Below are 25,858 nucleotides of genomic sequence, written 5' to 3'. Positions count from 1 at the left end.
CAACACTGAGTTCGCAACACTCAACACCAGGGCGTAGCGACCCGCATGGCAGAACCGGGACAAAACCCTTTTGAAACGCCTCGACCCCGCGGCATTCGCGTCATGCAGGGGGCGCTGCGGGTGACAGTCGCGTTGCAGTGTTTCGGAATCGCAGCTGCCCGCCTCCATCACGAGCTCCCCGATCAGTTCATCAATCTGCTGACACAGGGGCGTGAGCTACCGGCCGATCAGATCACCCACTATTCCACTCTCGTGGCGTATGGACTGATCGTCTGCGGGATTTTCACCCTGCTCCGCCCTGCCACGCTGATCCTCTTTCCACTCATCATCTATCAGGCAGGCACCGCGATCGCCACGCCGGTGCTGAGTGATCTCCCCGCTGCACAACTGGAACCGGCAATTCAGGCCACCCGCTCAATCGCTCCGCTGGCCTTGCTGCTCATTGACTTCTGGCCTCCCCGCATCAAGACTTCATTGGTGATGTGTCTGGCAGCGTCCACGCTCTTGAAGCTGGCGACAGCTGTCACGTTCATCGCCCAGGGGATTCTGTTCTTCGATCAGGCGCGGCAGGGCGGTCCCTTACTGACCCAAATTCATGAAGCATTGCAACACACCATTCGTGAATCGATCACGCTGGAGCAGGCCCGTGTGGTTCTCGCGGGCTTCAGTCTGCTGGAAACAGGCGTCGCCATCGCGCTGCTGACGGGACGAAGCCGACTCGTCATGGCAATGTGCGTTGCTGTGGGGCTGCTGGCGGCGTTTCTCCCGACACTTGCAGACGGGACCACCGGCTACAGCGAAAGTCTCGCCCGGATTTCTCAGGCGGGAGCTCCGCTGGCGATTCTGCTCTTCCACATCGCCTGCGTTCAGGAGCAACCGCCGATCTATCTGCCGGAAAAGCGCAAGATCGCAATGTCACCGCCGGGTGATCCAAAGAAGCGGTCGTGATAAAACCGTTTAGCCCCGCACTTGAAGTGCGGGGCTAAACATCGTGAACTTAAATTTTCCGAAATTAAGCGGCAGCGCGACCGGCTCGGCGGGCCGGGAGTTTCCACTCGGTCGGGAACGTCACATAGTTCACCAGCATCGAGCGGCGTTCCTTGCGAATCGCCTTCTTCTCCAAACCGTGCCAGGTGTCGTGCGAAGGTGCGAACATGTACCCGAAGTTGTTCCGGTACGGCATGGTCTTCACCAGCTTCATATCAGCATCGTAGAAGTCGGTTCCCAGATTTTCGGATTCGTTGTACGGGTTCACGTACAGCAGCATCGACATCAGTTTTTCTTTGATGTCTTTATGCGGAGCCAGCCAGAACCCTTCGCGATCGGAGATCACTTCCACTCGCAGGTAGCCGTCGATCGGTCGGCGAAGCATGTCGCCCACCAGATCAATCGTTTCCCGGCTCATCAGCTCGTCAATCAGTCCGCCGATTCCCGGGAACAGATGAACGTTTTTCGGATCGATATAGCAGCGGGTCTTGACCTCACCGCCCCCCATGTCGCCGGCGCGGGTGCCGTCGTAGGTGCGGGGAATGTTCGGGACATCCGTATATGCCACTTCCTGGATAATCTGCTCATTGAATGGCTTGTTGATCTGCCAGTGCAGAAACGGATCTTCAGAACAGACGCTGTTATGCTGCAGAGCGTGCAGGAAGGACATGGTTCTCTCCAAGGCGCTGGCGGATGAGTTCCGCAATTTGTTGAGTGGGATTGGGGGATTTGTATTTCCAGAACTCCAGTTCCCCTTCGAACGGACGGGAAATACCGCAATCGATGAAGGACTGATGGAACTGGCGGAACCGCCGCGAACGGCGACGTTCAGGCAGGGAAAAGACGTAAACCGGTTTCTCCGTCGCAGCACACTCCGACAGCATCGAAACGGAGTCGCCCGTCACGATCAGATGCGAACAGAGTGCAAGGGCCGAAATGTACGGATTCTCTCCGGTTCGGTCCCAGACGAAATGCGGACGGGCGAACGCTTCCTGAAACAGCTTCAACACCAGTTCCGGAGTGCGACGCGACGGCAGGATGGCCAGCTGCACGCCCTCCCGGTTCGCCATCCTTCGCAGCCGGTCGATTAGCGGGCGAAGGTCAGCGGGTTCGAAGCTGTAACAGCTGTTGGGGCCTCCCAGCAGAACTGTCACGAACGGTTGTTTCAATTCCGCAAGCGGTCCAATCGGCCCGGCTGCCACAGCTTTGCTGAGAACTTCGGGGCAGATGTGATGCAGCGCACCGCGCGAAGCGAAGACATTGGGGCCTGTCAGACCATCGTGTTCGGGGGCAATCACCAGATCGAACTTCCGCGGATCGATCTTGGGATCCTGAATATGAACGGTAAAAACCCGGTCTCCGTGCTGCTTCTTGAGCCATAACGAGGCCATAACCGCCTGTCTGGCACAGGTGATGACCAGCTGAGGAGGGGGACCGGCAAAGAGTGTTTCGCGATCCCGGAAGATGGACGGCCGCAAAGGAATAAACCCCGGCCAGCACTTATTCCAGGGGAACGCCAGCGTCAGCTCGCGGATGGTGGAAGGAAGCCCGACAGCCTGCGAGAGCCCTCGCACCTGGCTGAGCATTCCGGCAGCTCCTTCAGCGAACCCCCAGCACGTCGCCTGAACCTGCCCCGGATTGGAGGCATCTCCAGCTGGCTGATCGGAACTCTGCACCGGCCTGACCGGCATCCCGGACCCTGACATGAATCAGTCCGCCCTTCCCTGAGCAAACGACAATGACGTAAAGCTGAATATGAAAATACGTGAACAGACGGATTCCACCGTCCGCGGGCGGAACAGTAGACCGGAGGAGAAAACCGGTCAAGACCGATTCGGAAGGGGACAAAGAGCGGCTAAGACACTTTGAAACCTTGAATCCAGACATCAGATCTACAAACAGGAACAAATCGTTGAGCCGTAGACTGGCCCAGCCCGATTGACCTTACTTGGAAAGGTCTTTCAAGATTGCCGATGGTGGGACGAGTTCTATGCCGCTGAGCTCAATCGAAATTTTACGACTGTCCGATGAAAACTCTTTCTTGACGTCACTCCTGTCATTCACAGATGCCGGCAGGAACTGAAAAGTGACCGCAGCTGGCGATGGATTGCTTGGCGTCGCAACCGGGACTCCGAGTTTTCGCTCAGAAGTCACGCTGACAGTTTTCATACCGGGTTTCGTTCTGACACGAAATGCCCCATCCTGAATAACCGCCGCATCAAGATCCCCTTCGGCCCCCGTCAAAGTCAGTGCCCCGGCCTTGAGCGGTTCGCCGTTCCAAGTCACGGTGCCGTTAAAGGGCAACTTATTGTCCCGGGGGGTGCCCATACCGCATCCGGTCAAACACCCAGCCAGAATGATCAGTGAAATCGAATACTTGAACATCATTCACACCTCGGTGGCAGGATTTCCAGGACTTCGACTGGAAGCTTTCCCTGCAACTGGTCGCAGGGTCACGTGATCTGCAAATGCAATTCGAGCGGTTTCTTTTCACGGAAGTTGACGGCGCCAACTCAAAGATCATCCGCAGAACAGTCGACTCAAGGTGACAGACTTACTTCGTCCGCGATCACAGTCGTGGCAAAGAGCTTCTCAGCTTTGATGCCCGGAAACTGGAGCGCAGACTGCAGTCATCAGAAAGCACATCGGCCAAGTCACTCACTGGACGCTGGCCAGCAACCCTTCAACCTGAAAACCTGGCGACACACGAAGCGAGGCTTCCGTAGCTCAACGTCACCCAATCAAAACTCACCCGCAACAATCCCATCGCCCGCGCCACCGAGAGCGTGCCAGGTTCCCCGGTTGATATTGTCGCTGATAAACCGGACAGAACCGTCTCCCATCGCGACCTGAACTCCGCCTGTATGAAAGCTGCGAGCTGTCAGAATCTGTCCACCGTGTGCATCCGCTCCCAATCCCGCGGTGGTACATGGCCCACCTAATCCCGCGCCCAGATTGTGTCCGCACCGGATCAGCTCATCCTGTGCGGTCGAATTTGGGTTGTAGAAGGTCGTGAACCCTGTCCCAAACACGGAGATAATTCGCCCGATCCCGGAGAAGGAGTCGACCGTATCCGGAGTGATCACCTCACCCACCAGGACGGTATTGGAAAGGCCGTCGGTGCAGTCTCTCAGACGTACGCCGTTATCGAAGATGAACAAACCCTTCTGACCGGGGTAGTCGACAGAGCTTCGACTCAAAGAACGGGCGTCATACGTTGTAGGTCCTAAGCAGACAGGATAATTGTGTGACGCCACAGCCCATTGGGTATTCCCCCCCTGGCAAATGAGCTTATTGTCTGAAGGACACAAGGCTGACGCGACATGCGTTTCCCGCATGATTCTGGAGTATGTTGTGGATCCGTTATAGCGAAAATTCGAGTCGGCGTTGTTGTACAGCGCAGCCTGCTCAAGGTAAGGCAGTACGCGGAAAAAATACCCCCAGCCATCACGTGTCGCCGGATCTGTCGTGCGAACCAACCGACCTGTTGTCACTGTGTCCTGAGCATCCAAGGTCCCGCCTGGGGGGAGCATGGCGTGCACATCGTTGTAGTTATGCATGGCCAATCCCAGCTGCTTGAGATTGTTCTTACACTGAGATCGACGGGCTGCCTCCCGCGCCTGCTGCACCGCAGGAAGGAGGAGCGCAATGAGAACAGCAATGATCGCAATCACGACCAGGAGTTCAATCAATGTGAATGCCCGGCGTGAATTGAACACACAGCCCCCAGCATCGCGTTGTGAAAGCATGGAGAATCCCCAATAGAAAGGTTCACATGGAAAAAAATGCTCACAGCGAACGCCGCGAGCAGAGAAGAGGGCCCCAGAGTCGACAGATGAGGCCCTCCCAGTAGACTGCCACCACTTTATTAGGAATGTTAAGTTTGTCAATATTAAATTGGCGACGATTGATATCTTCATTCAGGATGTAACACCGAACGTTGCTAACGGGATTCTTAAAACGCCAACTCGGGCCACGCAACATGACTCCCCGAAATAATTTGCAGTTAATCAACCATCATCTGCGATCTGCAGCAAAGCAGCTGCCAATCGGGATCCGTCGCCGGGAAGACAGCGAATCCTACGGAGGTGAAAGCCTCAATTAAGGCCACATAACAGCCCCGGGCTGCTCCGCGGATCGAATCGCTGAGACGGCAAATTCGAGATAAAGAATCCGGAAGGCCCCATTCCAGGCAACTGAAAGAACGGGCACGCAGGGCAGCTCTCCCGCCTCTCAACAACGTTCTCGAATTCTGGTTTTCTTGACGACATCTTCTGCCGCTGGCCGCAGGTCGGGCATCACCTGCTGCGGACCGGGACGACGATGTAGGGGGTCTCGTTCTGCCAGTGGGGCCAGAACTCGCCTCCGGTTGCGTGCCGGGCTTCGAGGTAGTATTGCAGATCGAACTGAGGGTCGATCTCGCTGGCGTTGATCTGCGCTCGGTAGGTTCCGGTCCCGGCCTCGTCCGTCATGGTCAGTCGTTTCCAGGTGGCTGTCTGGTTGAGCGGACGATAGTAGACCGACACGACTTTCAAAGGGCGATCACTGTTCACCCGGGCCGAGACAGAAACATTCTGGCCGGGAACAACCGATTCGATTCGATCATGGGAAAAACTGATTGAGACCGGCGCGGGAACTTCGCCGGGGTATCGCTTCATGCCCCGCAATTCCTCTTCGGTCGGAAACCGTTCGGTGATTTGATGCTGATCCAGCAGCCGGGCGACAGCGTCGACGTCAGCCTGGACCTCAACAAGGCGATCCTTCCAGTGACCGGTGTGAATCTGCAGCTTGGCCAGATAGTCGCAGTGATGTTCCTGCGAGTGCCCGAAATTCATATTGTCGGCATAGTGCCCGCTGGTGATTTCAGAAAGCTGCTGCCAGTGCTGCTGGGCCTGCAGGATCTGTTTCCAGGCGAGCTTGAGACGCACCGGGTCTTTCGTCACGCGGAAGAACTCCAGATGAGTGGCTGCACGTTTTTTGGCAGCGTGATACCGCGCGAGCAGTGCTAACGCTTTCAGATCGATGATCGTGGCCTGACGTTCCAGCGACGCTGCGGAATCTGTGACAGGGATCGCTTCGACAGAGGCGATGGATCGATCCGACTTGTCCGCGAGGGCAGTCAATTCGTTCGCGACCTGAAAGGGAGTCCATTTCGAATTCAGATTGCCGTTGATGGCATCTTCGACATACGAGGAGTGACTGGCTGCCCAGTCTTCGGACCGCCACTGCTGCCGGGTGGAATAAGGAGCGATCGCATAGAACTGGGAGTAGTCGCTGGGCGGGATCGCGCGATACGCGTCGATCGGCATGCAGGTCATCATCTCCGGCCAGAACCGCCAGCTGTTGGCACTGAACTGGGTGGTCGCGGTCACCAGCGGAATCACCTGACTCATGTTCCGCATGGCAAATGAGAGATCCTGACCAGCCTCCCCGAAGCGATGTTGAAACTCGCGCGACCAGACGTCGCGAGGTGTCTCCGGGTGATAACCGAATCTTCCGAATGCCAGATAAAACGCCCAGTAACGCTGTTGCTCCCAGCGATAATCCTCTTTGGACCGATCGGCCAGAATGCGCCAATTGCCCGGTTGGTTTCCGTATCCTCGGTAGCTGAGAGGAGCGAACACTTCGAATCCTTCGCCTCCTCCCAGAGTGCAGCTTTGAGCAAACCGGGATGCGTAATCGGGATCGCCCCACAGGAGCAACCGTGACGAGCCGACATTCCACAGGCGATAGGTGACCCGATAATTTCGATCGTGCTTGAGCATCGTCCCGAAGCCGTAGCGGCTTGCGGAATAGGCGGGGTCCTGCCAGGTCGGGTGATAAGGCAGGCCCAGATGCTCGCACCAGTGCTTGGTCGACACAGTGACATCCAGCCCGGCGGCGCGTGCCAGATCGATCGTTTTCTGACTCAGACTTTTGTACCGGAGATCGACTTTCACAGGTCGACCACAGGCGGCAATTCCCTGAAAGACGGTCTTATAGAATTCCTCCTGCTGTTCATGAGGAATTCCACTTTCCAGATTCATTCGCATCTGAACGCCGTCAATGGCCGGGCAGGCTTCCAGCAACTTCTGCAAGCCGCGACCACAGTACTCCGACCGACCGGGGCCCTCCGGCAGGTTGACCACGGGGGACTCTCCAAAGTCCATCCCTTCCCGGACAGCCACCACCGGCAGTTGCGTCCACAGCCCGAGCGTAAAGTCGATTCCATACTCGTCTGCAATTTCTGTGATTCGACGAAAACGCTGCAGCGATTGCTGACGGTCCTCTGCCGAGTGGCCTGTCACCTGCACCGTTTCAAAGCCCGGAACTTCCAGCATGTAGGCGCTGGGAGGAATCATGTAGTTCGTATTGTGCCCCAAGGTCATCGAGTAATTATTGAAGCGGTTCCTGGCCAGCATGCCGAAGTACCAGTGCCAGTATTCCTCGCTTTCATACCATTCCCGTTCCAGGTCCTGATTGAAGAGCTGCTGCGTCACGCTGCGAACCGCCAGGAATGGGGATTCACGGCGTTCCCGGACAGCGTCAGCGATCGCGGTCCCGGAAGGAGCAGTGCGGATCGCTTCTGCAATCTCATAGAGTGCGTAAGCGGTTCCACGCGGATCCCGACCTGCGACCAGAAACCTGTCCTGAATGTCCCGCTCAATCCTGGAGATCAGCAGCGACTCGGGAGCCTCCGGCACCGACAGGAGCTGTTCCGACAGAGCGCGATCGACCCACGGAGCCTCGCCGGGAATTCCCACCAGAAAGGCGAGTGAGGGAGGATCGCACAGGTCCGACTCCACATGAACCTGAATGCCCTTCTCCTCCAGAGCAGCTTTGAGTGCTGAAACCGCATGCTGTACCGGAGCAGCAGCATTTGATGCAACGACAATCTGTGCGGTCTCACTCTCAGCGGCGCTGACTTGAAGACCGAGCCCGAGCATCGTCGAGGCAATAGCAGCCACCATCGTGCGGGAGAACGACAGCAGGTTGGAGAATCGACTCTGGCAAGTGATCATCAGACGACTTTACATCTGGCAAAGCAGGGAGCAGCCTGAACTGCAACTTCAGTCCAGGCGAATGGACGCGTCACTTCACGTCCAGGATGAAGACATTCATCTTCGGGTCGGAAGAGACTTCGATCTTCCAGGGAGAAGCATCCGCTTTATGATAACGAGCCGGAATTTTGCTGAGCCGATTGTCCTCATCCGGCATGGCCCCGACCCCTCCGGAGATATAGACGGTGTAATTCCCGACAGCGATTCCATCCCCCTCCTCATAGGTCGAGACCTGAAATTGCCCGTTCTCTCCCACGCGACTCCAGGCGTTTGTTAATTTCTGGTCGTCTGGAACAAATAAAAGACTCAGGTTTCCCACCTGCATGTCGGGAATACTGAGCGTTCCCGATGCCGAGACCACATCGAGCTTGTGAGGATCCTTCGCTTCACCACAACCAGCCACGAATAATGCCGCGTTGACGAGGACCAGCAATCGAAAGCGCTTTGTCACGACATTTCCCCCGAACGTTCCTGGACCTTGAAACTCGACATTGACTGAGCAGTCTGTTGGGAATCGTGAATGAGACTATTGAGCTGCACGCTTCGAGCATGCAGCTCAACAGATTTCCGATGACAATTCACGTTCGCAGACCTGGACTGCAAAGGGCTGCTAGAATTCTCCAACAACCCTGCCGTCCCCTCTGGCGCACAGATTCTGCCAGGTGTTGAAATTCAGATTCTGACTGAGGAAGCGAATGGAGCCGTCCCCCAGCAGGGCATGGGCCCCGCCCGTGTGCCGACTGTTGGATCCCGGCCAGTTCCCATTTAATCCCCAGCCGCCATACATCGCCGGTTCCCAGATATAACCATGCGGTCCGTTTGCAAGGGTGGTACTGCTGTTATCAGGGCGGGAACACCAGGAGGTCCCTGATGGTGCGGGGCAGCCAACTGGACGAGTAATTCCGGGTGTGCCCGCACTCCAGCCTCCATCGAGGAATTTGTACCCGAAGCCCCAGCCTCGCATGAAAGCCTCTGAATCATTGATCAGGCCGGTCATGCATCCGTTGCACCCGGTATTTCCTTTAACGCTGGACTTTGTGACCTCGGATACAACAATCGTGTTTGATAAGCCATCGGTGACGTCACGCACGCTCACTCGCCCGTAGGCTTGAAAAACTCCTGCAGCCATCATGGAGCTTCCCGCAGAGGTAATGGTCGACGGGGGATTGTCATCATTTGCGACCCCAGCAGACACCACCCCCGCATAATTTGTCGGGGCAATTCCCAGTGTTCCCACGACGTACCCGATGGTAGGCGGGTCTACGTCGGTGGGACACTCAAAGACCGGGAGTCGTGTTCCGATCACGCCAGGCGTGGATGATGATTGATTGAATCGCTGATTAAACATGGGCGAGCTGAAGTCATACTTTCCATATAAAGGTGCCTGATCGACGAATGGGAGAATCATCGTCATCCATGAGTGATTCAGAGCCCCTTGATAAACGATCCTTGGGGGGAACGCTGAATGCGTGTCGTGGTAATTGTGCAGTGCCAGGCCGATCTGCTTGAGATTGTTCTTGCATTGTGAACGGCGGGCAGCTTCCCGGGCCTGCTGAACCGCGGGGAGCAGCAAAGCGATCAGCACCGCGATGATGGCAATCACAACCAGAAGCTCAATGAGCGTAAATCCGCGAGGCGTTCCGAATCGCCGAAATCTGCGATCCTCTTCGTTTGACTGCGTCATTTGACTGTTCCTCGAAAGTGAAAAAATGAAAAACAACCACTGATTGCGTAGGCCCGCACCAGATCGTTTCAATCCCCAAAAAGAACCGCCGCTGATCCCGTCGCCCGAGATTCCGGGGAACACCCGGGAAAGACCTCGCTGAGCAGGTAGCGACAGGCCCTCTTGATGTGAACCCGCATTGCTTCCATGGCCTCCACGGGACGGTTCGCGAGCAGAGCCTCGAGAATGACCAGATGCTCTTCAATGGCCGTCTTCTTGATCTGCGGGAAGTCACCCAGCAGTCCACGGGCTGCGGTGATCAGTTTTGCGATCCGACTGATTTCATGGGCGAGGTAACCCTGCCCGCTGCACCGGGCCACCAGGCTGTGAAGTTCGCGATCACATCGCACCGCACGTTCTGAGAGGTGGGGGGTGTATCCACTTTTCAGGAGACTTTCCGATTCCACGCGGAGTGCCTTGAGCGACTCGACCGGCAGCTTCCCACAGGCGAGCCGAACCGCCTCAACCTCGAGCAGGCGGCGGGTGTCGTAGATCTCTTCAATCTGCTGCCATCCGAACCTGCGAACGACCGCTCCTTTGTTCGGGTGCAGGTCGACAGCTCCGACGCTGGCCAGTTCCAGCAGAGCTTCGCGGGCGGGTGTTGAGCTGACTTCGAATTCAGCTGCGATCCGCTTGACGATCAGCCGCTCCCCTTCAGCGAGCTCCCCGCGACAGATTGCCTGCAGAATCTGACGGGCGATCTCGTACCGAAGTCCTGATGAATGAACGGGTTGAGTTTTCATTTCCGGTGCACTGCCGCTGCATTCTGGAGGAGACAGGAGCGCCACGATCGGGCCCTGACCACCTGCATTGACGCATAATACATTCTTTTTGCCATTGGCACAAAATATGTTGTATCAGCCCGCTTGTCAACAGGCAGTTCATAAAATCCATCAGCAATCGCCCACATGTGATGCGACGGCCCCAGCCACAGCACGTCCCTCCCCGCGTCTCGCGAGGAAGTTTCGGTGGGGCCTCCACACGCGAAGCGCACGCTTCCCACGCACGAAGCGCCCCCTCCCTTGCCAGCAATCAGGGGTCAGCGAGATCCGCGTTCACCACAACCTGTGAAATCTTTCCTCACGCCCCCTCATTCAACAGGACGTTGCGAATCTTCTGATGAACCGAAGAAGGAATCTCTCTGGAAAAAGTCACTCTCCCTCCAGACGTGATCGCAATAAAGCCCTTATTCACGCCCTCAGCTGCCAGAACTTCCGTGAGGCTTTCTTTCGCCGCATACCGAAGGTGGCCCCGCTGGACGCGGATCACCCCATCGCGAATCCGGAAGATCGATCTCGCATTGGGGGGCGGGACGAAGCCCAGCTTCACAGCACCAAATGCAACTGCCGCAGCGGTCGCGATCGCAGCAATCCACAGAAAGTCCCTCATCCCCGCAAGCCTCTTATCGTTTCGAAGAGTTGCTGAGTCACCCTGCTCAAAATTATGACGCAGCAACTTCGAATGAACAGGATCGGGGGGAAATCTCACAGCCCAGCCAGCCACCGACAATGAAAATCTCTACCTGCTTTAGTAGAAATACTTCAGGCGCCCGTTTCCGCTTCAAGGCTCGTCCCCCGAACGAGGAAGCTGGAGAGCAGAACGAATTTCCGGATACCGCATGTCCAAGACCCGCTCCGCTGCTGACCGCGTTCTGAATGAGGGGATGACTCTCCGGACTCCCGTCATGAAGGTGAATGCGCACGACCGTGTCAGCGCCGGCATGATGTCGATTGTCTTCGGACTGGTGGTCGGGGTGATCTGCGTTCTGGCGTGGTGGGCATCGCTCAGACCGGCCAAGACCGAAGAATTCCTGGTGCCCATGGAAATGGTGGAAGGTCGCGGGGGATCCCCCGATGGCGAACTCGGCGAATCGCTGTTGATCGAATCGCCGGAAGACCCCAATGACAATCCGTCGCAGACCGAGACCAATGTCGATGACGTGGTCCTGGACGAAGTGGTCTCCACTATTGAATCCCAAGCGGGCCCCGCAGGTGCGGAGATCTCGGGACCGGGGACACGCGAAGTGACTGCCAATGCCAGCATGTCGACCGGGCTGGGAGTCGCGACCGGTCGACCGGGCAGTTCCCACGGCACTGGCAACCGCCGGGGGCTGGGAACGGGTCCCGGGCCGGGAGGAGGAGGGATCTCCTCGGAAGAACGCTGGTTTATCCGGTACTCGGACGAAGCCTCGCTCGATGAGTATGCACGGCAGCTCGACTATTTCGGCGTTGAACTGGGAGCCCTGCTCCCTGGCGGAAAGCTGGTCTACCTTCGCAACCTGAGTCAGCCGGCCCCCACTGTCGTGGAAACCACATCCGGCAAAGATGAAAAGCGGCTCTACATGACCTGGCAGGGGGGAAGCCGCAAACAGGCGGACATGAAACTCTTTCAAAAGGTCGGAATTGATGTGGCGAATGCGGTCATGTTCCATTTTTACCCGAAACTCACCGAGCAGCTGCTCCTGAAGACGGAGTTCGACTATGCTCATCGTCGCGAGGTCGAGATTCGTCGGACCTACTTCTCCATCGAGAAGTCCGGCAACGACTACCGCTTTGTCGTGACCCGTCAAACTTATGTGAAATAACGACAGCCCAGGTAGACTCGCCTCACCCCTTCCCGTTTTGTAAACCGGTCTTGTTTCGTCGTTCGACGCAGATCACCAAGTCTTCTGCAAACAAGGTTTGAACATGGAATCGCTGCTGGAATTGGCGGAACCTGCGGTCTATGGCGGTCAGATCCTGGCAGCACTCTATGGGGTCTTCTGCTTCATCCTCATTTATCGCAAGATCGCCCAGAAGCAGTTTCGCACGCCGGCGCAGGCGAACGAATTTCTGGAACAGGTTCGTGCCCGACTGGAGCGTCGCGACTTCGATGGAGCTGCCGAAGTGTGTGACTCGCCCCCTTACTGGAGCAAAGCCGCCGCCCAGCTGATCCTGGTGGCGATCACTCATCGGGATCGAGGCCTGAATAAACTGCGACAGCTGCTGGGAGAAAAATACGAACGGGATGTCCTCGCCGACCTCGACTACCGGGCCGCATGGATGTCGACGATCGTGAAAATCGCGCCGATGCTGGGGCTTCTGGGAACGTCAACCGGCATGATCCGGGCCTTTGCAAAGCTGGCCACGACCAAGGGGGGAGTTGATCCGCTGGAGCTGGCACAGAACATCAGTATCGCCCTGTACGCCACCGCTCTGGGACTGGCGATTGCGGTCTCCATGACCGTGCTGGGCTCTGCGGTGCACGTGCGGAAAGGGAAACTGACCGACTCCGTACAGGAGCTGCTCAGCGAATTCTTTTATGATCTGGAAAAAGTCATGCGGTCTTGAACCGGCATCCTGAGGGGAATCGCATGCACGTTCACAGCAAACGCCGGGAACTGCCGGAAGACGATGATGACATCAACATCACTGCGATGATTGACATCGTCATGCTGCTGCTGATCTTCTTTATGATCACTTCCAAAATGGAGAGTGCGACCACGCTGAAGATTCCCCCCGCCCAGCATGGAAAAGGGGTCTCCGTCGATCAGTCGATCGTGATCTCCGTCTTCAAAACAGATGCAGATCCCGAGATCTACCTGGCGGACGGCAAGAAGGAGAACGGACCGGTCGACCTGCCGGCCGTTCAGGCGTATGTGCGGGAACAGGTCGCCAAGGACAAGCATAATCTGATCCTGAAAGCAGACCGGGATCTGCCTGCGGTGTTCGTGGAGGACATTGCGCGGGCGGCTGCTGAGGTTGATCCGGAATTAAAGTTTTATGCGGGAGTAGTGGAGAGGCGTTGAACTGCGGATCGGTCGCGGATTGAAACGGGGGAAAAGAGGTTAAACCACGGAAGGCACGGAATTCACGGAAGAATTCACGGCAACCAGACGCTCAAAGTGACTCGAGAAGAAATGAATGTTGAATCGTCAGTTTCAAAGCGGCGATATTCTCAGGGCACCTTTTCGAGGAAGCAAGTTGAACTCTTGGGGAAATCAACATCTCCTGTCTTTCAATTACCGTGAATTCCGTGCCTTCTGTGGTTCCTCCTCTGTCACGTCTCAACATTGAATGAAGAGAAATCCGACGCATGCCCATTCAGTTCCGGTGTCATCTATGCGATCAGCTGATGAGCATCTCCCGTCGCAAGGCGGGAGCGGAAGTCACCTGTCCGAATTGCCTGAAGCGGACCACCGTCCCGGCGGCGTTGGCCGATCAGGAAGACGTTGCAAAGACTCCTGAAGAGCTGAAGAAGGAATTGTCCCGGCAGGCTGAATCGCGTGAGGTCTGGGACCATCACCCCAACCCCTGGGTTAATCCCGAAGATGACGAGACACACGAAGAACTGCAATTGAACAAAAAGCCGCTGCCGGAAGCGGGACTCGACATGACCCCCATGGTGGACGTCATGATGCTGCTGTTGATCTTCTTCATGATCACTGCGTCGTTCGTCACCCAGCAGTCTCTGGAAACCACTCCCCCCGAGTCTGATGGGGAGGGGTCTGGACGGGCCGTCAGCGTGGACGAAATTGCCTCCGAGTCGGTCGTCGTCAGAATCGACGACAATGACAACATCTTCATCGATGAGGTTCCCGTTGCGGACATCAACGAACTCGTCGAGGCCTTGCGGGGGAAGATGGCGAGTGAGCATAAGACGGAAATGCTGATCGAGACGGAACCCGCTGCCACGCATGGTCAGGTCGTCGCAGTCACCGATGCGGGGATGACGGTTCAGATGCAGCGAATCCGCCGTTCAAGTCGAAGAGCTGCCGAATAGACCAGTCTGGCATTCGTACTTTGATTGGACAAATGCACTCGCTCACGCTTCGTGCTCTGGCGGGTTTCGACTACCCGGCGTCCCGTTGGCCGGTGGTTCCGAACGACGCGGCCTGACGCAGGAGATCGCTCGCGGGGGCGACACGTGCCGGTTCTTCCGCGAGTCGGTTCGGGCAGAGCAGTTCGATCGGCAGGCGCACGATGAACGTGCTTCCCTTGCCGAACTCACTGTCCAGAAGCACTTCCCCACCCAGCAGCTTCGAGAGTTCCTTCACGATGGACAGGCCAAGTCCGGTTCCTTCGTACTCCCGCGTCAGCGAGTTGTTTCCGCGCTGATTCTGGCCTTGTCGGAACTTCTCGAAGATGACTGCCTGATCTTCAAGCGGGATTCCGATTCCGCTGTCTGCAACAATCAATTCGAACAGGGTCGGGCCGCAGCGATGCGCCTCCACCCGAATCCGGCCCCCTTCCGGAGTGAACTTGATCGCATTGGAAAGGAGGTTGTAGATGATCTGCTGCAGCTTGCCGATGTCCTGAACAACGACCGGGAGTTCGGGATCGACCTCCCACTGCATGTCGATATTCTTCTTCTCCGCCAGCGGCCGCATGGCAGAGGTGACGCGCTCGATCAGGTCGTCGAGGGTGAAGTCGACGATGTTCAGTTCCATCCGCCCGGCTTCGATCTTCGCCAGATCGAGAATGTCGTTGATCAGGGTCAACAGGTTCTGGCCGGAAGTCCGGATGTTGACCATGTATTTCTTCTGCTTCTCCGTCAGATTTTCCGCATCGGAAAGGACATCGCTGAAGCCGAGAATACTGTTGAGGGGCGTTCGAAGTTCATGGCTCATGGTGGCCAGAAACTCGTTCTTGATCTTATTCATCTCATGGAGACTCAGGTTCGCGCGGGCCAGCTCATCCACCTTGCCGTCAAGGTCGGTGTTCAAGTGGCGCAGCTCTTCCTGAGTGGTGACAAGGTGCCGCAACATGCGGTTGAACGCGTGACTGAGTTCCTGAAACTCGTCACCGGTGCGGATGTCGGCCCGCTGATCGAGTTCACCCCGGGCAATGGCGTCGCTGACATCCTTGAGATGGATGACCGGCTTGACGATCACGTAGCGGACGATGGCGTACGCCACGAACATTGCCAGGCAGGTGGTAATCATCGCCATCACGATCAGCGCAGCATTGTTCTTGGCAATGGAGCTGTGCATTTCATCCAGATTAAACGTGGTCTGGGCGATCGCCATGATATCGCCGGCCGCATTGACGCGCGGAGGCGTTCCCTGTGACGAATGGCAAGTCAGGCATTCCTGGCGAGCGAGAATCTTCTCGAAGAAATGCGACTTCCGGGTCGAGGTGTCTTCATACACCGCGTAGTCTTCATTCCGGTACAGCAGTTTGTTGATCGCTTCATGCTCGAAAGGTGCCCCGGCCCGGCGGATCGGATCGTCTTCATCAACCGGGATAAACTTCCATGAGTATTCGCGAAGATCGCTCGGCTTGAGCCAGCTGGCCAACCCTTGCACGAACGGGACGACGTCCGGCTCAGCCATCTTCTCCCAGTGCATCGTCTGCAGGTTCTGGGCTGTCAGCAGCTGACCCCGATGCCGGTTCTGCGTATTGAAAATCCGCAGGTTCAGATTGGCGTAGAAATAGAAACTGCCCGTGATCAGAAACAGCAACGTGACCCCGAACAGCAGACGGCACTTCCGCTCCAGACTTGTCTCACCCAGCAGTCTTTTGAACGTTCGATAAGACATAAACCGGGGAACCAGCTGAAAGTCAGGTGATGAGAAAAGGGCCGGGGAACCAGGAGATTTCCGAAACGGAACATCTGGGCCGGGGGACAAAACTGCTGATGTGCGGCTTTGAAGCATCGCACACCGCGTTTCTCGCCCGACCCTGAACCAGTATCGCTCAACCAACGGTTTCCGACAACTTGAATCGAAAAAAGGGAGGTCCGGACCCCGATACTTCCTCATGCGGAACTCTCACCACTTCGCGCGGATCCTGATACAATCCGATGGAACTGTTTCACGAACTGGGTGTGAGCACGCGTCGACCATGGCGACTGCCGAGAGCTATCTCAAGCCGGAAGTCATCCGCAATGTTTCGCGGCTGGATCTGCGTGCGCGGTTCATCGTGGAAGGCTTTCTGAGCGGACTGCACTCCTCGCCCTTCCACGGCTTCAGCGTCGAATTCAGCGAGCACCGTCGATATTCGCAGGGGGACGATCCCCGCGGAATCGACTGGCTGGTCTATGCGAAGACCGACCGCTACTACGTCAAAAAATACCAGGCCGAAACCAACATCACCGGCTATCTGCTGATGGATCTGTCGGAAAGCATGGCCTACACGTTTCGTCAGGATCTGACGAAATTCGAGTACTCCATCTGCCTGGCTGCGGCCCTCTCGTATCTGATGGTCCACCAGCAGGACCCGGTGGGACTCGTGACGTTTGATGAAAAAATCCGCACCAGTCTACCCGCCCGCAGTAAACGCTCGCAGCTGGGAAATATCCTGGCTTTGCTCTCGCAGGCTCGACCGACCGGGCCAACGGAAGTCGCCAAGTCACTTCGACAGTTTGCTCCGATGGTCCGGCACAAGAGCCTTGTGATGCTCTTTTCCGACCTGCTCACCGACCCTGAGCCGGTGATCGATTCGATCCGCATGCTGCGGTATGCCGGGCACGACGTCATTATTTTTCATGTTCTGGATGAAGCTGAGGTCAATTTTCCCTTCACCGGAATGTGTGAACTGCGGGACCCGGAAACCGGTCAGTTAATGACGGTGGACGCTGCGGGGGTGCGGACCGATTACCTCGCTGCCCTGAAAGCACTCCGCGGGCGATATCAGGAGGCCTGCCGTTCTGCAGGGGCCGATTTCATCGAACTCGATACCAGCATGCGGTTCGACAAAGCCCTGGTGGAATATCTCTCCCAACGCAAAGCCCGCTTCTAGCCACGGTCTGAGGGGAGTAGGGCAGCCGGTTCAGGAGAATGGATTGATCGAAAGCTGGGTTGCTCGCCGCCGGGACGCCACACTTTCGCGAGACTCCCTTCCATCAAACCACAAGCCATCTCCATAAAAGAGTTTAAAGCTTTCTTCCGGACGAAGTGACAGGCGAGAGAGAATCTCTTGAGTCCGTTTGCGGTCCCTTTACCGTCTGCGACGGCTTTGCCGCTCCTTCGCCCGAGATTTCACCTCACGGGACCACGGTTGAGTAACTCCCGGCTGCAAAACCTGTCATAATGACCGCCTTGACCCGCCCCCTCACCGCCCTGCCATTTCGGCTTATGGGTAATTGGGGCATGGTGGCCGTGAGTATTGCAGTCTGAGTCCATCGAAACGCCGGAGTACAGCGAGTGGCTGTCAATCATCTCGATCCTAATAGCGTCGCCATCAACGTGCTGATCGTCGATGACGACGAACCACACGCGCAAGCGGTTGCTGACAGTCTGCAATCGCTCAACTGCGACTGCACGATCGCCAATTCCGGCAAAAAGGGGATCTCACTGATCGAGGGGCAAAGCTTCGACGTCGTCATCACCGACCTGAAAATGGACGACGTCGACGGCCTCGCGATTCTCCGAAAGACCAAAGACGAACTTCCCGATGCGGAAGTGATCGTGTTGACCGCTCACAGCTCCATCCCTTCCGTGGTGACGGCGATGCAGGGGGGAGCGTACACCTATCTGACCAAACCGCTCGACATTCAGGAATTGCGGAGCGCGGTCGACAAGGCGTCGAGCCGTATTCGTCTGATTCGCCGGAACGTGGCCCTCAGTCGCGGGCTCGATGAGAAGTTCGGATTCGAAGGGGTGATCGGGAACAGCCCGTCGATGCACCGGGTCATCGAGCAACTGAAAAATCTCGCCCCCACCGACACCACGGTCCTGATCCTGGGAGAAAGCGGGACCGGCAAAGAACTGGTCGCCAGGGCACTTCATCAGAACAGCCCTCGAAAGAGCAAGCCGTTCGTCCCCTTGAACATCTCCGCGCTGCCGGAAAGCATTCTGGAAAGCGAACTCTGGGGTCACGAAGCAGGAGCCTTCACCGGAGCAGCCACCCGGCGCATCGGGAAGTTCGAGTTTGCCAACGGCGGGACTCTCTTTCTGGATGAAGTGGGTGAAATGCCCATGGAAACCCAGATCAAACTGCTCCGCGTGCTGGAAGATCGCAAGATCACCCGCCTGGGGTCGAACGAAGAACGTTCAATTAACGTGCGATTGGTTGCTGCCACCAACGCCCAGCTCAAAGACATGATGGAAGAGGGACGCTTCCGAAGTGACCTCTATTACCGGCTCAGTGTTGTGACCATTTACCTTCCGCCGCTGCGGGACCGCCGGGAAGACATTCCGCTGCTCATGGACCATTTTCTCAAGGAATTCTGCAAGCGGAACGGCCGAGAAGTGGAAGGGTTCACCCGCCCTGCCCGGCAGGTGCTGATGTCCTTCGACTGGCCGGGAAACATCCGCCAGCTGAGAAACGTCGTCGAGGGAATGCTGGCGCTGGACAGCGACGGGAAACTCGATCTGGACGACCTTCCGACCGAACTTGCGGCGATCGCTGGAAGAACAGTGGACGGCGGGAGTGTCGGTTCCGGGTCGGACATGCTGATCGGTCGACCCTTGGAAGAAGTCGAGAAGTTCTACATCGCCCGCTCGCTCGAACTCACCAGCGGACGACGCGAAGAAGCCGCCGCAATGCTGGGAATCGGAGAACGAACTCTTTATCGCAAGATCAAGGAATTCGATCTGAAGTAGTTGATTGACGATCTCAATCGGCCTGTCGAAAATTCAGAGTCAGAAAACCGGGCGTGTGGATGGCAGGAGTGGGGAGTGTGAGGCAGTTTCTCCAGAGTGCAATCATCCTCGGTCTGCTGTGCAACTCCGCTTCCGCACAGCTGGATGCGATTGGCTATTTCAATCGCGCTCTGAGCTGGCAGAACATTGGCGAACACAAAAAGGCCATTGCCGACTACACCGAAGCCCTCAAGCTCGATCCCAATGATGCCGCCGCGCTCTTCAACCGGGGTCGCGCCTGGCAGAACCTGGGAGACTTCGACAACGCCATCGCCGACTACGATTCTTCCATTCGGCTTTATCATCAGGATGCTGCAGTCTTCAACCGGCGTGGGACGGCCTGGCATTACAAACACGAATATCGCAAGGCGATTGTCGACTATACCCGGGCGATTCAGCTGGACCCGGAATTCACCTGGGCCTACTACAACCGGGCGCTGGCGTATCGGAATCTGGGAGAGCATGCCCGAGCGATTGAAGACTATTCCAAAACGGTTTCGATCGATCCCCGTTTCGCCTGGGCCTTTTATGGACGGGGGATCGCCTATGAGAGTCTGGGGCAGGCGAGCCGGGCACTTGCCGACTTCACTGCAGCGATTGAAATCGACCCGGCCTTCGGGTCCGCCTATCAGAATCGCGGGCTCGCCTATCAGCGAATGGGTGACTCTGACAAAGCCATTGCTGATTACTCCGCAGCGATCACCTGTAACCCTGCCTTGTCCGGCGCTTACCACAACCGGGCGATCATTTACCGGAATCGGGGCGAGTACGAAAAGTCGATCGCAGACTTCAATCAGGCCATCCAGATCGATCCACAGACACCACTGTCGCTCAACAGTCTGGCCCGCTTGTTATCAACCTGCCGCGAAGACCGATTTCGAAACGGACAAAGAGCCCTTGAACTGGCACAGCGGGCGAACCAGCTGGTCAAGAGTCCGAACGCTGACTACCTGGCAACACTCGCAGCGGCCTATGCGGAAACCGGAGACTTTGAGAACGCGATCAGTTCTCAGACTCGGGCGATCGAACTTGCGAAACCAGAGCAGAAGGCAGACCTCCGCGCCGCTCTGGAACTCTACCGATCTCAGCGACCTCTTCGGGATTGAAATTCCAGTCAGTTGAAACGCGGACAGACTGCAGATGGACCTGAACTCGCTGAGGACTCCCACGCTGACTGTGCTCTGAACGCACAGGATGAACGAATTTCGTTCATCCTTCGCGGGTCATAACAGATTTCTAATTTGTGGACCCATCTGAGCGTAACGTCAATTTATTTCGTTCCAACTCTCTGCTCACGCTGGAGAAATGGCGTTTACTGTTGGCGAAGCCGCCGTAGGACATCTTGGTCATTCACGCATTTCTGGCAATCCGTTCTTGAAACGCAAATCGCTGGTCCAAGCGGAATATTTGTTGCAGCCCACATCATTGGCACTTGTGCGCTCAAGAGGCCAACGAAAGCTGAGCGATTCTTTCTCGGTGCATCTGGTGACCTGCGGATTGGTGCTGGCGGCTGAGTGAAGGAGTGCATCAGAAATTGCCATAGCTTTCAAATCTCTGGAACCATTGGTCAGTTAAGTAGAGGGATAGAATCATGTTGAAGACATCACTGATGTCAGCTGTGGCGGCGTTGTCGTTAGCGTCATTTGCTCAGGCTCAGGTCCAGGCCCCGAGAGAAGTGAATCAGGAGCAGGGCCGTGGGGCTCAGGAGAAGCAGGTCGAAGAGCGAGCCGGGAACAGAGTGATTGACCGAACGGGGGTCATCAACGGGGCACGCCGTGACGCTGCCAACCCCAACAATGCGAACACCACCAACCGCGTGAACCCAGGACAACCGGGGGTCGTCGTGGGTGAACGGGGTGATCATGCTCAGATCCTGAACGGTCAGCTTGCCGATTGCATCCTGCTGCACAATCAGGAGGAAATCAATCTGGCGAAGTTCGCGATGGAACATTCGCAGAATCAGAAGGTGAAGGATTTCGCCCAGAAGCTGATCACTGACCATCAGGCATTTGGTGACAAACTCCAGCAGTTCGCTCACCATCACAATCAGCGCACAACCGATGCTGCTGCAGCTCCGCTCACATCTCAGAATGAGCGCCCCGCGGCAGCACCGGTCGTGACCCAGACCCGGGATGGCGAACGAACGGAAGTTCGAGTTGGATTCGCAGGAAACCAGAAGAGTACCGACGAAACCTGGTATCAGATCGAGAAGCAGTCGGTTCAAAACTGCGAGCAGATGACCCGGGACATGCTCTCCAAGGAAAAGGGAGCTGAATTCGATAAGTGTTTCATCGGATCACAGATCGGTGCTCACATGGGCATGATCGCTCATCTCAAAGCTGCGCAGCAGCATGTCTCCGGCGACTTCCAGCAGGTCTTGCAGGACGGGCTGCAACACAGCCAGCAGCACCTGGATCAGGCAGAAGCACTGAAGGGTGAACTGATGGCGAATCAGAAATGATTTCGTAGATGGTTCTGCTTTCGGCAGCTTCCCACACCGCCCCGGACTTTCCCGCGAAGTCCGGGGCGGTTGTGTTTTATTCTCGTGGATTTCAACGGCAGCTTTCGCCGGTCGGTGTCGCATCGGGAGAACTTGCGGCAAAGTGTTGATTTTCCGAGGGCGATTTGTCGATGACGTAGAGGATGCGGCCTTTTCCGCCCGTGAGGGCGTCATTGTTACATAAAGCCTCCTATGTCAATTCCGCGCCCGATCTCCAGATGGATGCTCGTCGTCTGTGCAGGCTGGTCCTTCGCAGCCAGCGCGTTCGCACAGACACCGCCTGGAGTTCAGCCGTCGGCAAATTCTGCCCGACGGATGCGTGTGATTGAGAATTCAGCACCTGTTGAAGGCCCACTGACTTATACGGTGGTCGGTGCTGTCCTTCGGTCCGGTGTCTACGCATCCAACGAACGTTCAATCCCCTTGGGGCGACTCATTGAATTCGCTGGCGGGTTGAATCCCCAAGCTTCATCGACGCTGCGGATCGTGCGGAATCGCGATGTCCGCTTCCAGATCCAGTATACGCCGAATGGCCCCGGCTCAAACGACATGCTGTTGCCGGGGGATATCGTGGTCGTCCCGATCCACCCCTCAGCCGTCATCAACAATGATGCCCCGGATGCCATTATGCCGGTGGCCTGCCTGGGACTCCTCAACCGCCCCGTCGTGCTGCCGCTGAATCCAGCCATCAATACCGTTGAAGAACTGGCCCGGCGACTGGGGCAATACCCGGAACTGGTCCGAACTGCCCAGGTCATCTCCCCTGCCCGAGCGACTCAACCCGTTCAGCTCTCCAGTGGCTCGGTCATCGTGTTCGACTCTCGAATCGTGGACAAACTGCCGCTGGAACAGCCAGGATTCCTGCCGGAACTGATCGATCTGGATCAGTCCCGGACATCAGCCTTTCCAGGGATTATGCCTGCGGACGTTGACCTCCCCCCTGCGGTCCCAGGGGCTCAGGTCGTGCAACAGGTATCGGGCGATCTGATCGCCCCCCCCAGCCTTGAGTTCACCTCGGCAGTCCCGATGGCATTGCCTTACGCGCCGAGCGACAATCTGCCGGTACGAGACAGCGCAACACCAGCAACGGTGCTGGATTTCCCTGTCTCGCAGGCATCCGGTCAAATTCCTCCGATGCCCGCTGACCTGGCCCACGCCATCCAGCTGTTCGCTCCCAGCCAGTCCGATGAGAAGCCATCCGTGATCCAGACACGGTCGGCCGAAGTGACGGTCGAGACCATTGACATCGAGCCGACACCAGCCTCGAGTGCATCCGCAGAGGCGACTCCGCCACGAGAGATTTCACCACGATCGACCGCTGAAGTTACGGGGCCCCTCACGAGCCGTTCGATTCTTAAAGCATCGTCGGAGGCCGGCCAATCGAATCCGATCCGGCAGGCGACTCGTTCAAATACATTGATCCGATATGTCCTGTACTGCGGGGCTGCGATCTCGATCGTGATCGGACTGGGGCTGCTGCTCTCGGTCGCGATCGGACCTCTGGAGTTCGTCAGACCTGCTGAAACCCCAACCCGAGCTGTCGATTCAACACCCGCTCCTCAAGCGGTTGCCCAGCCGGAACAGACAAGGCCCACCGTTCGTCAGGGAGTCGAAGGACTGCTGAAGCGGGAAATTCCAGTGGTGGAAGAAGAAGTCCGCGTTCCCAGTGACTGGCCGCTGCACGGCAAGGTCGTAGGGCATCGCCGTATCATTCTGAATTCGGCACATGTGGAAATGAACGGTCCTCACTTCGCAAAGCGAAGCCGCAATTCCGACCGGGAAAAAATTTCCATCGGGGCTGGAAAGGCCTCGGAACGTCATCTCCGCAACAGTTTGCGAGAAATCTGCAAGCCTTCGTTCACGTCCATGAATGACGAATCGGTCTTGGAGAATTCGGACGAATCGAGTATCAACGAAACCCCTGTCACGCCAGCTTCCGGTGCGAAGCCGCCCACCATCGAAATCCCCACCTTCCCCGTCGAGCGTACTTCCGCTCCTGCCCGGGAAATTGAAACAGTCAGCGCTCCACATCTGCACAGCGAGAGCCCTTCTCGCCCTGCAGACATCATGGAATTCGATATCGTCCAGCCCCCCAACCCTGCCCCTGTACAAACAGCAGCAATGAGTCCGCTGGAGCGCGCTTTGCGGACCCTTGCTTCGGAGAAACGTGGATGACCGCCGCTTTGGATTTAGGAAGCAGTGAGTTTCGATCCCTTCGACGCGAAGAACAGCGACTGATTGCCCGACGGCTCCCCGCCGTCTACACCGTCGTGGACGATGAGCCTGCCCATCGCAAGGCTCTTGAGCAGTCACACATTCCCTATTCCGCAGTCAGCGGCTCGCTCGTCATCATCGGCGACGCTGCAATCGAGGTCTCTTCCCTGTTCTCTCGTCCGCTCGTTCCACTGCTGCACGGCGGTCGACTGGCGGATCAGGATCCGATCGGTCGACAGGTCTGTGCCTGGCTGATCGACCTGCTGCTCCCTGCCGCGCCAACTCCCGAGAGCCAGTGCCTGATCACCCTGCCCCGCGGCGAAGTCGAACCGCAGGGGGCCGATGGATGGACCGGCAAATTCCTCGAGCATGTCGTTCAGCTTCAGGGCTACCAGACATCCACGATGAGCCCGATATCCTCGCTCGCGCTGGCCGAACTGGAAGACTGCGAATTCACCGGAGCCTGCCTGAGTGTCGGTGCGGAGTCGGTTCATTTTGGAATCGTCCGGCAGTCCCAGCCGTTGATCGAATCGCGATTCCTCAAGGGGTCCCGCGATATTGTTGAACGGTTTGCCCACGCCCGGAAGAAGTATCTCTGGGATCATCAGGGGAACTCGTACATCGATCTGCCATTGATTCAGAACTGGCTCACGCAGGGAGACATCTCCTTCTTCTCACCGCAGAGTGATGATGAAGAATGGCTCAACGACGCCTATGCCGAATTGCTGCTGTCCGCCATGTTCAGCATCAAACGCAAACTGCTCAGCTGTGCCGATCCAATCCTGAAGCAGCCGCTTCCGCTGGTCCTCTCCGGGGGACCGGTCCGACTGCCCGGCTTTGCCCAGCTGGTGGAAGAAGCCATCTCACTGACGAATCTTCCTTTGCAGATCGAGACGGTTCGCGCAGCCACCTTCGAACCCTACTCCATCGCCCGTGGCCTCCTCATTCAGGCGACGCTCAACGCAGGCGAGACTGTTGACAAGGGAGTGACCCTCGAAGCGGCGTAATGCTGTGGATGTCCTGCTTTCTCGTACCGGCATATCGGGTGGTGGTCGAGAATGGAGTCGGCCGACCGATCAGGCTGGGTCTGGCTTGATCCGCTTTTCTTCTATGGCGGCAAAGGGACAGTCTCTTGGGATGAGGAGACCGATGCACGTTCGGGGAGAGAATCCAGGTCATCTCCGGTCGGTGGCCACAGTCCGTAGAGCGGACTTTCGTTCCAGATTGAAGCTCGGCATTTGTCGCACTCGGAGAGTGCGACATACACTGCTTGCTGCACTCTGAGAATGCAGCGTACACTGTTGTGTTCATGGGCTGGGATGTGATGACCAACAGTCGCGGGCCTTTGCATGAAACCAATCTGGCTGCTTGTCCCGATTCAATTCCTCATCGGGTTCTTTTCAGGGGCTCTCATCTGGTCCGCATCGTTGCGATTGACCGGCCAGATTGAACCCTGGGACTCTGCGGGATCTTATTACTGGCTTTCAGTCCTGTCGGCAAGTTGCGTTGCTGCCATGGTTTACCCCCGGACTTGCTGGCTGGGTGCTGTCGGAGTCTACCTGGGACAGGTGTTTTACATCGAAGGATTCTACACAGCGGGGAACGCTTCTATTTTACTGGCGTCTCTTTCCGTCTTCACGTTCAGCTTTCTTCCGATCGCCGCAGGAACATTCCTGGGGGCGATGATCGGCAAGTCGTTCAAAGCTGCGATTCGCTCCCGGTCACGAAGGGGGACGAACAGGCAGTAACGTCGCTCGAGAGGCTTGATGAAAGACTATCCGCGCTCTGTCTCCTCGTTCGAATCTTCGCTGGCGGTTGCAATGGTGGCT

Annotated in this window: 23 protein-coding genes; 13 read left to right on the top strand and 10 right to left on the bottom strand. The window is 57.0% G+C overall.

Translation table 11 applies throughout. The annotated features are described in order from the left end of the window. The first annotated feature begins 45 nt into the window (after positions 1 to 45). Positions 46 to 948 (top strand): hypothetical protein, encoded by a 903-nt coding sequence (locus SH661x_RS04935; RefSeq protein WP_437228602.1) that lies wholly within the window; start codon positions 46 to 48, stop codon positions 946 to 948. A gap of 64 nt (positions 949 to 1,012) precedes the next feature. On the opposite strand, the gene SH661x_RS04930 is transcribed toward SH661x_RS04935, so the two are convergent. The 9 genes from SH661x_RS04930 to SH661x_RS04890 all read right to left on the bottom strand — a co-directional run bounded on the left by SH661x_RS04930 (position 1,013) and on the right by SH661x_RS04890 (position 11,139). Next, complete coding sequence (locus SH661x_RS04930) at positions 1,013 to 1,657, bottom strand: hypothetical protein (protein ID WP_437228600.1); 645 nt, start codon at positions 1,655 to 1,657, stop codon at positions 1,013 to 1,015. Beyond that, on the bottom strand, positions 1,629 to 2,693 hold the full coding sequence (locus SH661x_RS04925; protein WP_437228598.1) for a mitochondrial fission ELM1 family protein: 1,065 nt from the start codon (positions 2,691 to 2,693) through the stop codon (positions 1,629 to 1,631). Before SH661x_RS04925 ends, SH661x_RS04930 begins: the two co-directional genes overlap by 29 nt. 238 nt (positions 2,694 to 2,931) lie before the next feature. Beyond that, complete coding sequence (locus tag SH661x_RS04920; protein WP_437228596.1) at positions 2,932 to 3,375, bottom strand: hypothetical protein; 444 nt, start codon at positions 3,373 to 3,375, stop codon at positions 2,932 to 2,934. 353 nt (positions 3,376 to 3,728) lie between these two features. Beyond that, positions 3,729 to 4,736 (bottom strand): DUF1559 family PulG-like putative transporter, encoded by a 1,008-nt coding sequence (locus SH661x_RS04915; protein WP_437228593.1) that lies wholly within the window; start codon positions 4,734 to 4,736, stop codon positions 3,729 to 3,731. 549 nt (positions 4,737 to 5,285) lie between these two features. Next, entirely contained in the window at positions 5,286 to 7,988 is a 2,703-nt protein-coding gene (locus SH661x_RS04910; RefSeq protein WP_437228591.1) for a hypothetical protein, read from the bottom strand. A 70-nt stretch (positions 7,989 to 8,058) separates the two neighbouring features. Further along, complete coding sequence (locus SH661x_RS04905; RefSeq protein WP_437228589.1) at positions 8,059 to 8,478, bottom strand: hypothetical protein; 420 nt, start codon at positions 8,476 to 8,478, stop codon at positions 8,059 to 8,061. 159 nt (positions 8,479 to 8,637) lie between these two features. After that, positions 8,638 to 9,711: a DUF1559 family PulG-like putative transporter gene (locus tag SH661x_RS04900; protein ID WP_437228587.1), complete on the bottom strand. Its 1,074-nt coding sequence runs from the start codon at positions 9,709 to 9,711 to the stop codon at positions 8,638 to 8,640. 68 nt (positions 9,712 to 9,779) lie between these two features. Next, positions 9,780 to 10,493 (bottom strand): GntR family transcriptional regulator, encoded by a 714-nt coding sequence (locus SH661x_RS04895; RefSeq protein ID WP_437228585.1) that lies wholly within the window; start codon positions 10,491 to 10,493, stop codon positions 9,780 to 9,782. Positions 10,494 to 10,830: 337 nt separating this feature from the next. After that, positions 10,831 to 11,139 (bottom strand): DUF3634 family protein, encoded by a 309-nt coding sequence (locus SH661x_RS04890; protein WP_437228582.1) that lies wholly within the window; start codon positions 11,137 to 11,139, stop codon positions 10,831 to 10,833. A 229-nt stretch (positions 11,140 to 11,368) separates the two neighbouring features. On the opposite strand from SH661x_RS04890, the gene SH661x_RS04885 reads away from it, so the two are divergent. The 4 genes from SH661x_RS04885 (at position 11,369) to SH661x_RS04870 (ending at position 14,511) form a co-directional block, all read left to right on the top strand. Then, on the top strand, positions 11,369 to 12,334 hold the full coding sequence (locus SH661x_RS04885) for a hypothetical protein (protein WP_437228580.1): 966 nt from the start codon (positions 11,369 to 11,371) through the stop codon (positions 12,332 to 12,334). A gap of 103 nt (positions 12,335 to 12,437) precedes the next feature. Further along, positions 12,438 to 13,079, top strand: a complete 642-nt coding sequence (locus tag SH661x_RS04880) for a MotA/TolQ/ExbB proton channel family protein (protein ID WP_437228578.1) — start codon at positions 12,438 to 12,440, stop codon at positions 13,077 to 13,079. Between the two features lie 23 nt (positions 13,080 to 13,102). Next, positions 13,103 to 13,537, top strand: a complete 435-nt coding sequence (locus SH661x_RS04875) for an ExbD/TolR family protein (protein ID WP_437228576.1) — start codon at positions 13,103 to 13,105, stop codon at positions 13,535 to 13,537. 287 nt (positions 13,538 to 13,824) lie between these two features. After that, positions 13,825 to 14,511, top strand: coding sequence for an ExbD/TolR family protein (locus SH661x_RS04870; protein ID WP_437228574.1), 687 nt, complete (start codon positions 13,825 to 13,827; stop codon positions 14,509 to 14,511). 70 nt (positions 14,512 to 14,581) lie between these two features. Here SH661x_RS04870 and SH661x_RS04865 read toward each other — a convergent pair whose 3' ends face one another. Further along, positions 14,582 to 16,270, bottom strand: coding sequence for an ATP-binding protein (locus SH661x_RS04865; protein ID WP_437228572.1), 1,689 nt, complete (start codon positions 16,268 to 16,270; stop codon positions 14,582 to 14,584). Positions 16,271 to 16,574: 304 nt separating this feature from the next. Between SH661x_RS04865 and SH661x_RS04860 the strand changes: the two genes are divergently transcribed. The 8 genes from SH661x_RS04860 (at position 16,575) to SH661x_RS04825 (ending at position 25,777) form a co-directional block, all read left to right on the top strand. Further along, a complete protein-coding gene (locus tag SH661x_RS04860) occupies positions 16,575 to 17,471 on the top strand; it encodes a DUF58 domain-containing protein (RefSeq protein ID WP_437228569.1) in 897 nt (298 codons plus the stop codon). Positions 17,472 to 17,875: 404 nt separating this feature from the next. Continuing rightward, entirely contained in the window at positions 17,876 to 19,276 is a 1,401-nt protein-coding gene (locus SH661x_RS04855; protein WP_437228567.1) for a sigma-54-dependent transcriptional regulator, read from the top strand. Positions 19,277 to 19,353: 77 nt separating this feature from the next. After that, positions 19,354 to 20,421 (top strand): tetratricopeptide repeat protein, encoded by a 1,068-nt coding sequence (locus tag SH661x_RS04850; RefSeq protein WP_437228564.1) that lies wholly within the window; start codon positions 19,354 to 19,356, stop codon positions 20,419 to 20,421. A gap of 199 nt (positions 20,422 to 20,620) precedes the next feature. Continuing rightward, complete coding sequence (locus tag SH661x_RS04845) at positions 20,621 to 20,833, top strand: hypothetical protein (RefSeq protein ID WP_437228562.1); 213 nt, start codon at positions 20,621 to 20,623, stop codon at positions 20,831 to 20,833. Between the two features lie 73 nt (positions 20,834 to 20,906). Then, on the top strand, positions 20,907 to 21,776 hold the full coding sequence (locus SH661x_RS04840) for a DUF4142 domain-containing protein (protein ID WP_437228560.1): 870 nt from the start codon (positions 20,907 to 20,909) through the stop codon (positions 21,774 to 21,776). Between the two features lie 231 nt (positions 21,777 to 22,007). Then, on the top strand, positions 22,008 to 23,990 hold the full coding sequence (locus tag SH661x_RS04835; RefSeq protein ID WP_437228559.1) for a hypothetical protein: 1,983 nt from the start codon (positions 22,008 to 22,010) through the stop codon (positions 23,988 to 23,990). Beyond that, a complete protein-coding gene (locus tag SH661x_RS04830; protein WP_437228556.1) occupies positions 23,987 to 25,036 on the top strand; it encodes a hypothetical protein in 1,050 nt (349 codons plus the stop codon). The genes SH661x_RS04835 and SH661x_RS04830 overlap by 4 nt, the downstream gene beginning before the upstream one ends. A 342-nt stretch (positions 25,037 to 25,378) precedes the next feature. After that, positions 25,379 to 25,777: a hypothetical protein gene (locus SH661x_RS04825; RefSeq protein ID WP_437228554.1), complete on the top strand. Its 399-nt coding sequence runs from the start codon at positions 25,379 to 25,381 to the stop codon at positions 25,775 to 25,777. The last annotated feature ends 81 nt before the right edge of the window (positions 25,778 to 25,858 follow it).

Origin of the sequence: Planctomicrobium stercoris (genome assembly GCF_051465655.1) — a bacterium.
In the GTDB taxonomy this organism is placed as follows: domain Bacteria; phylum Planctomycetota; class Planctomycetia; order Planctomycetales; family Planctomycetaceae; genus Planctomicrobium.
Note: the sequence above shows the minus strand (reverse complement) of the source record. Positions and strands in the feature narration are given on the sequence as shown.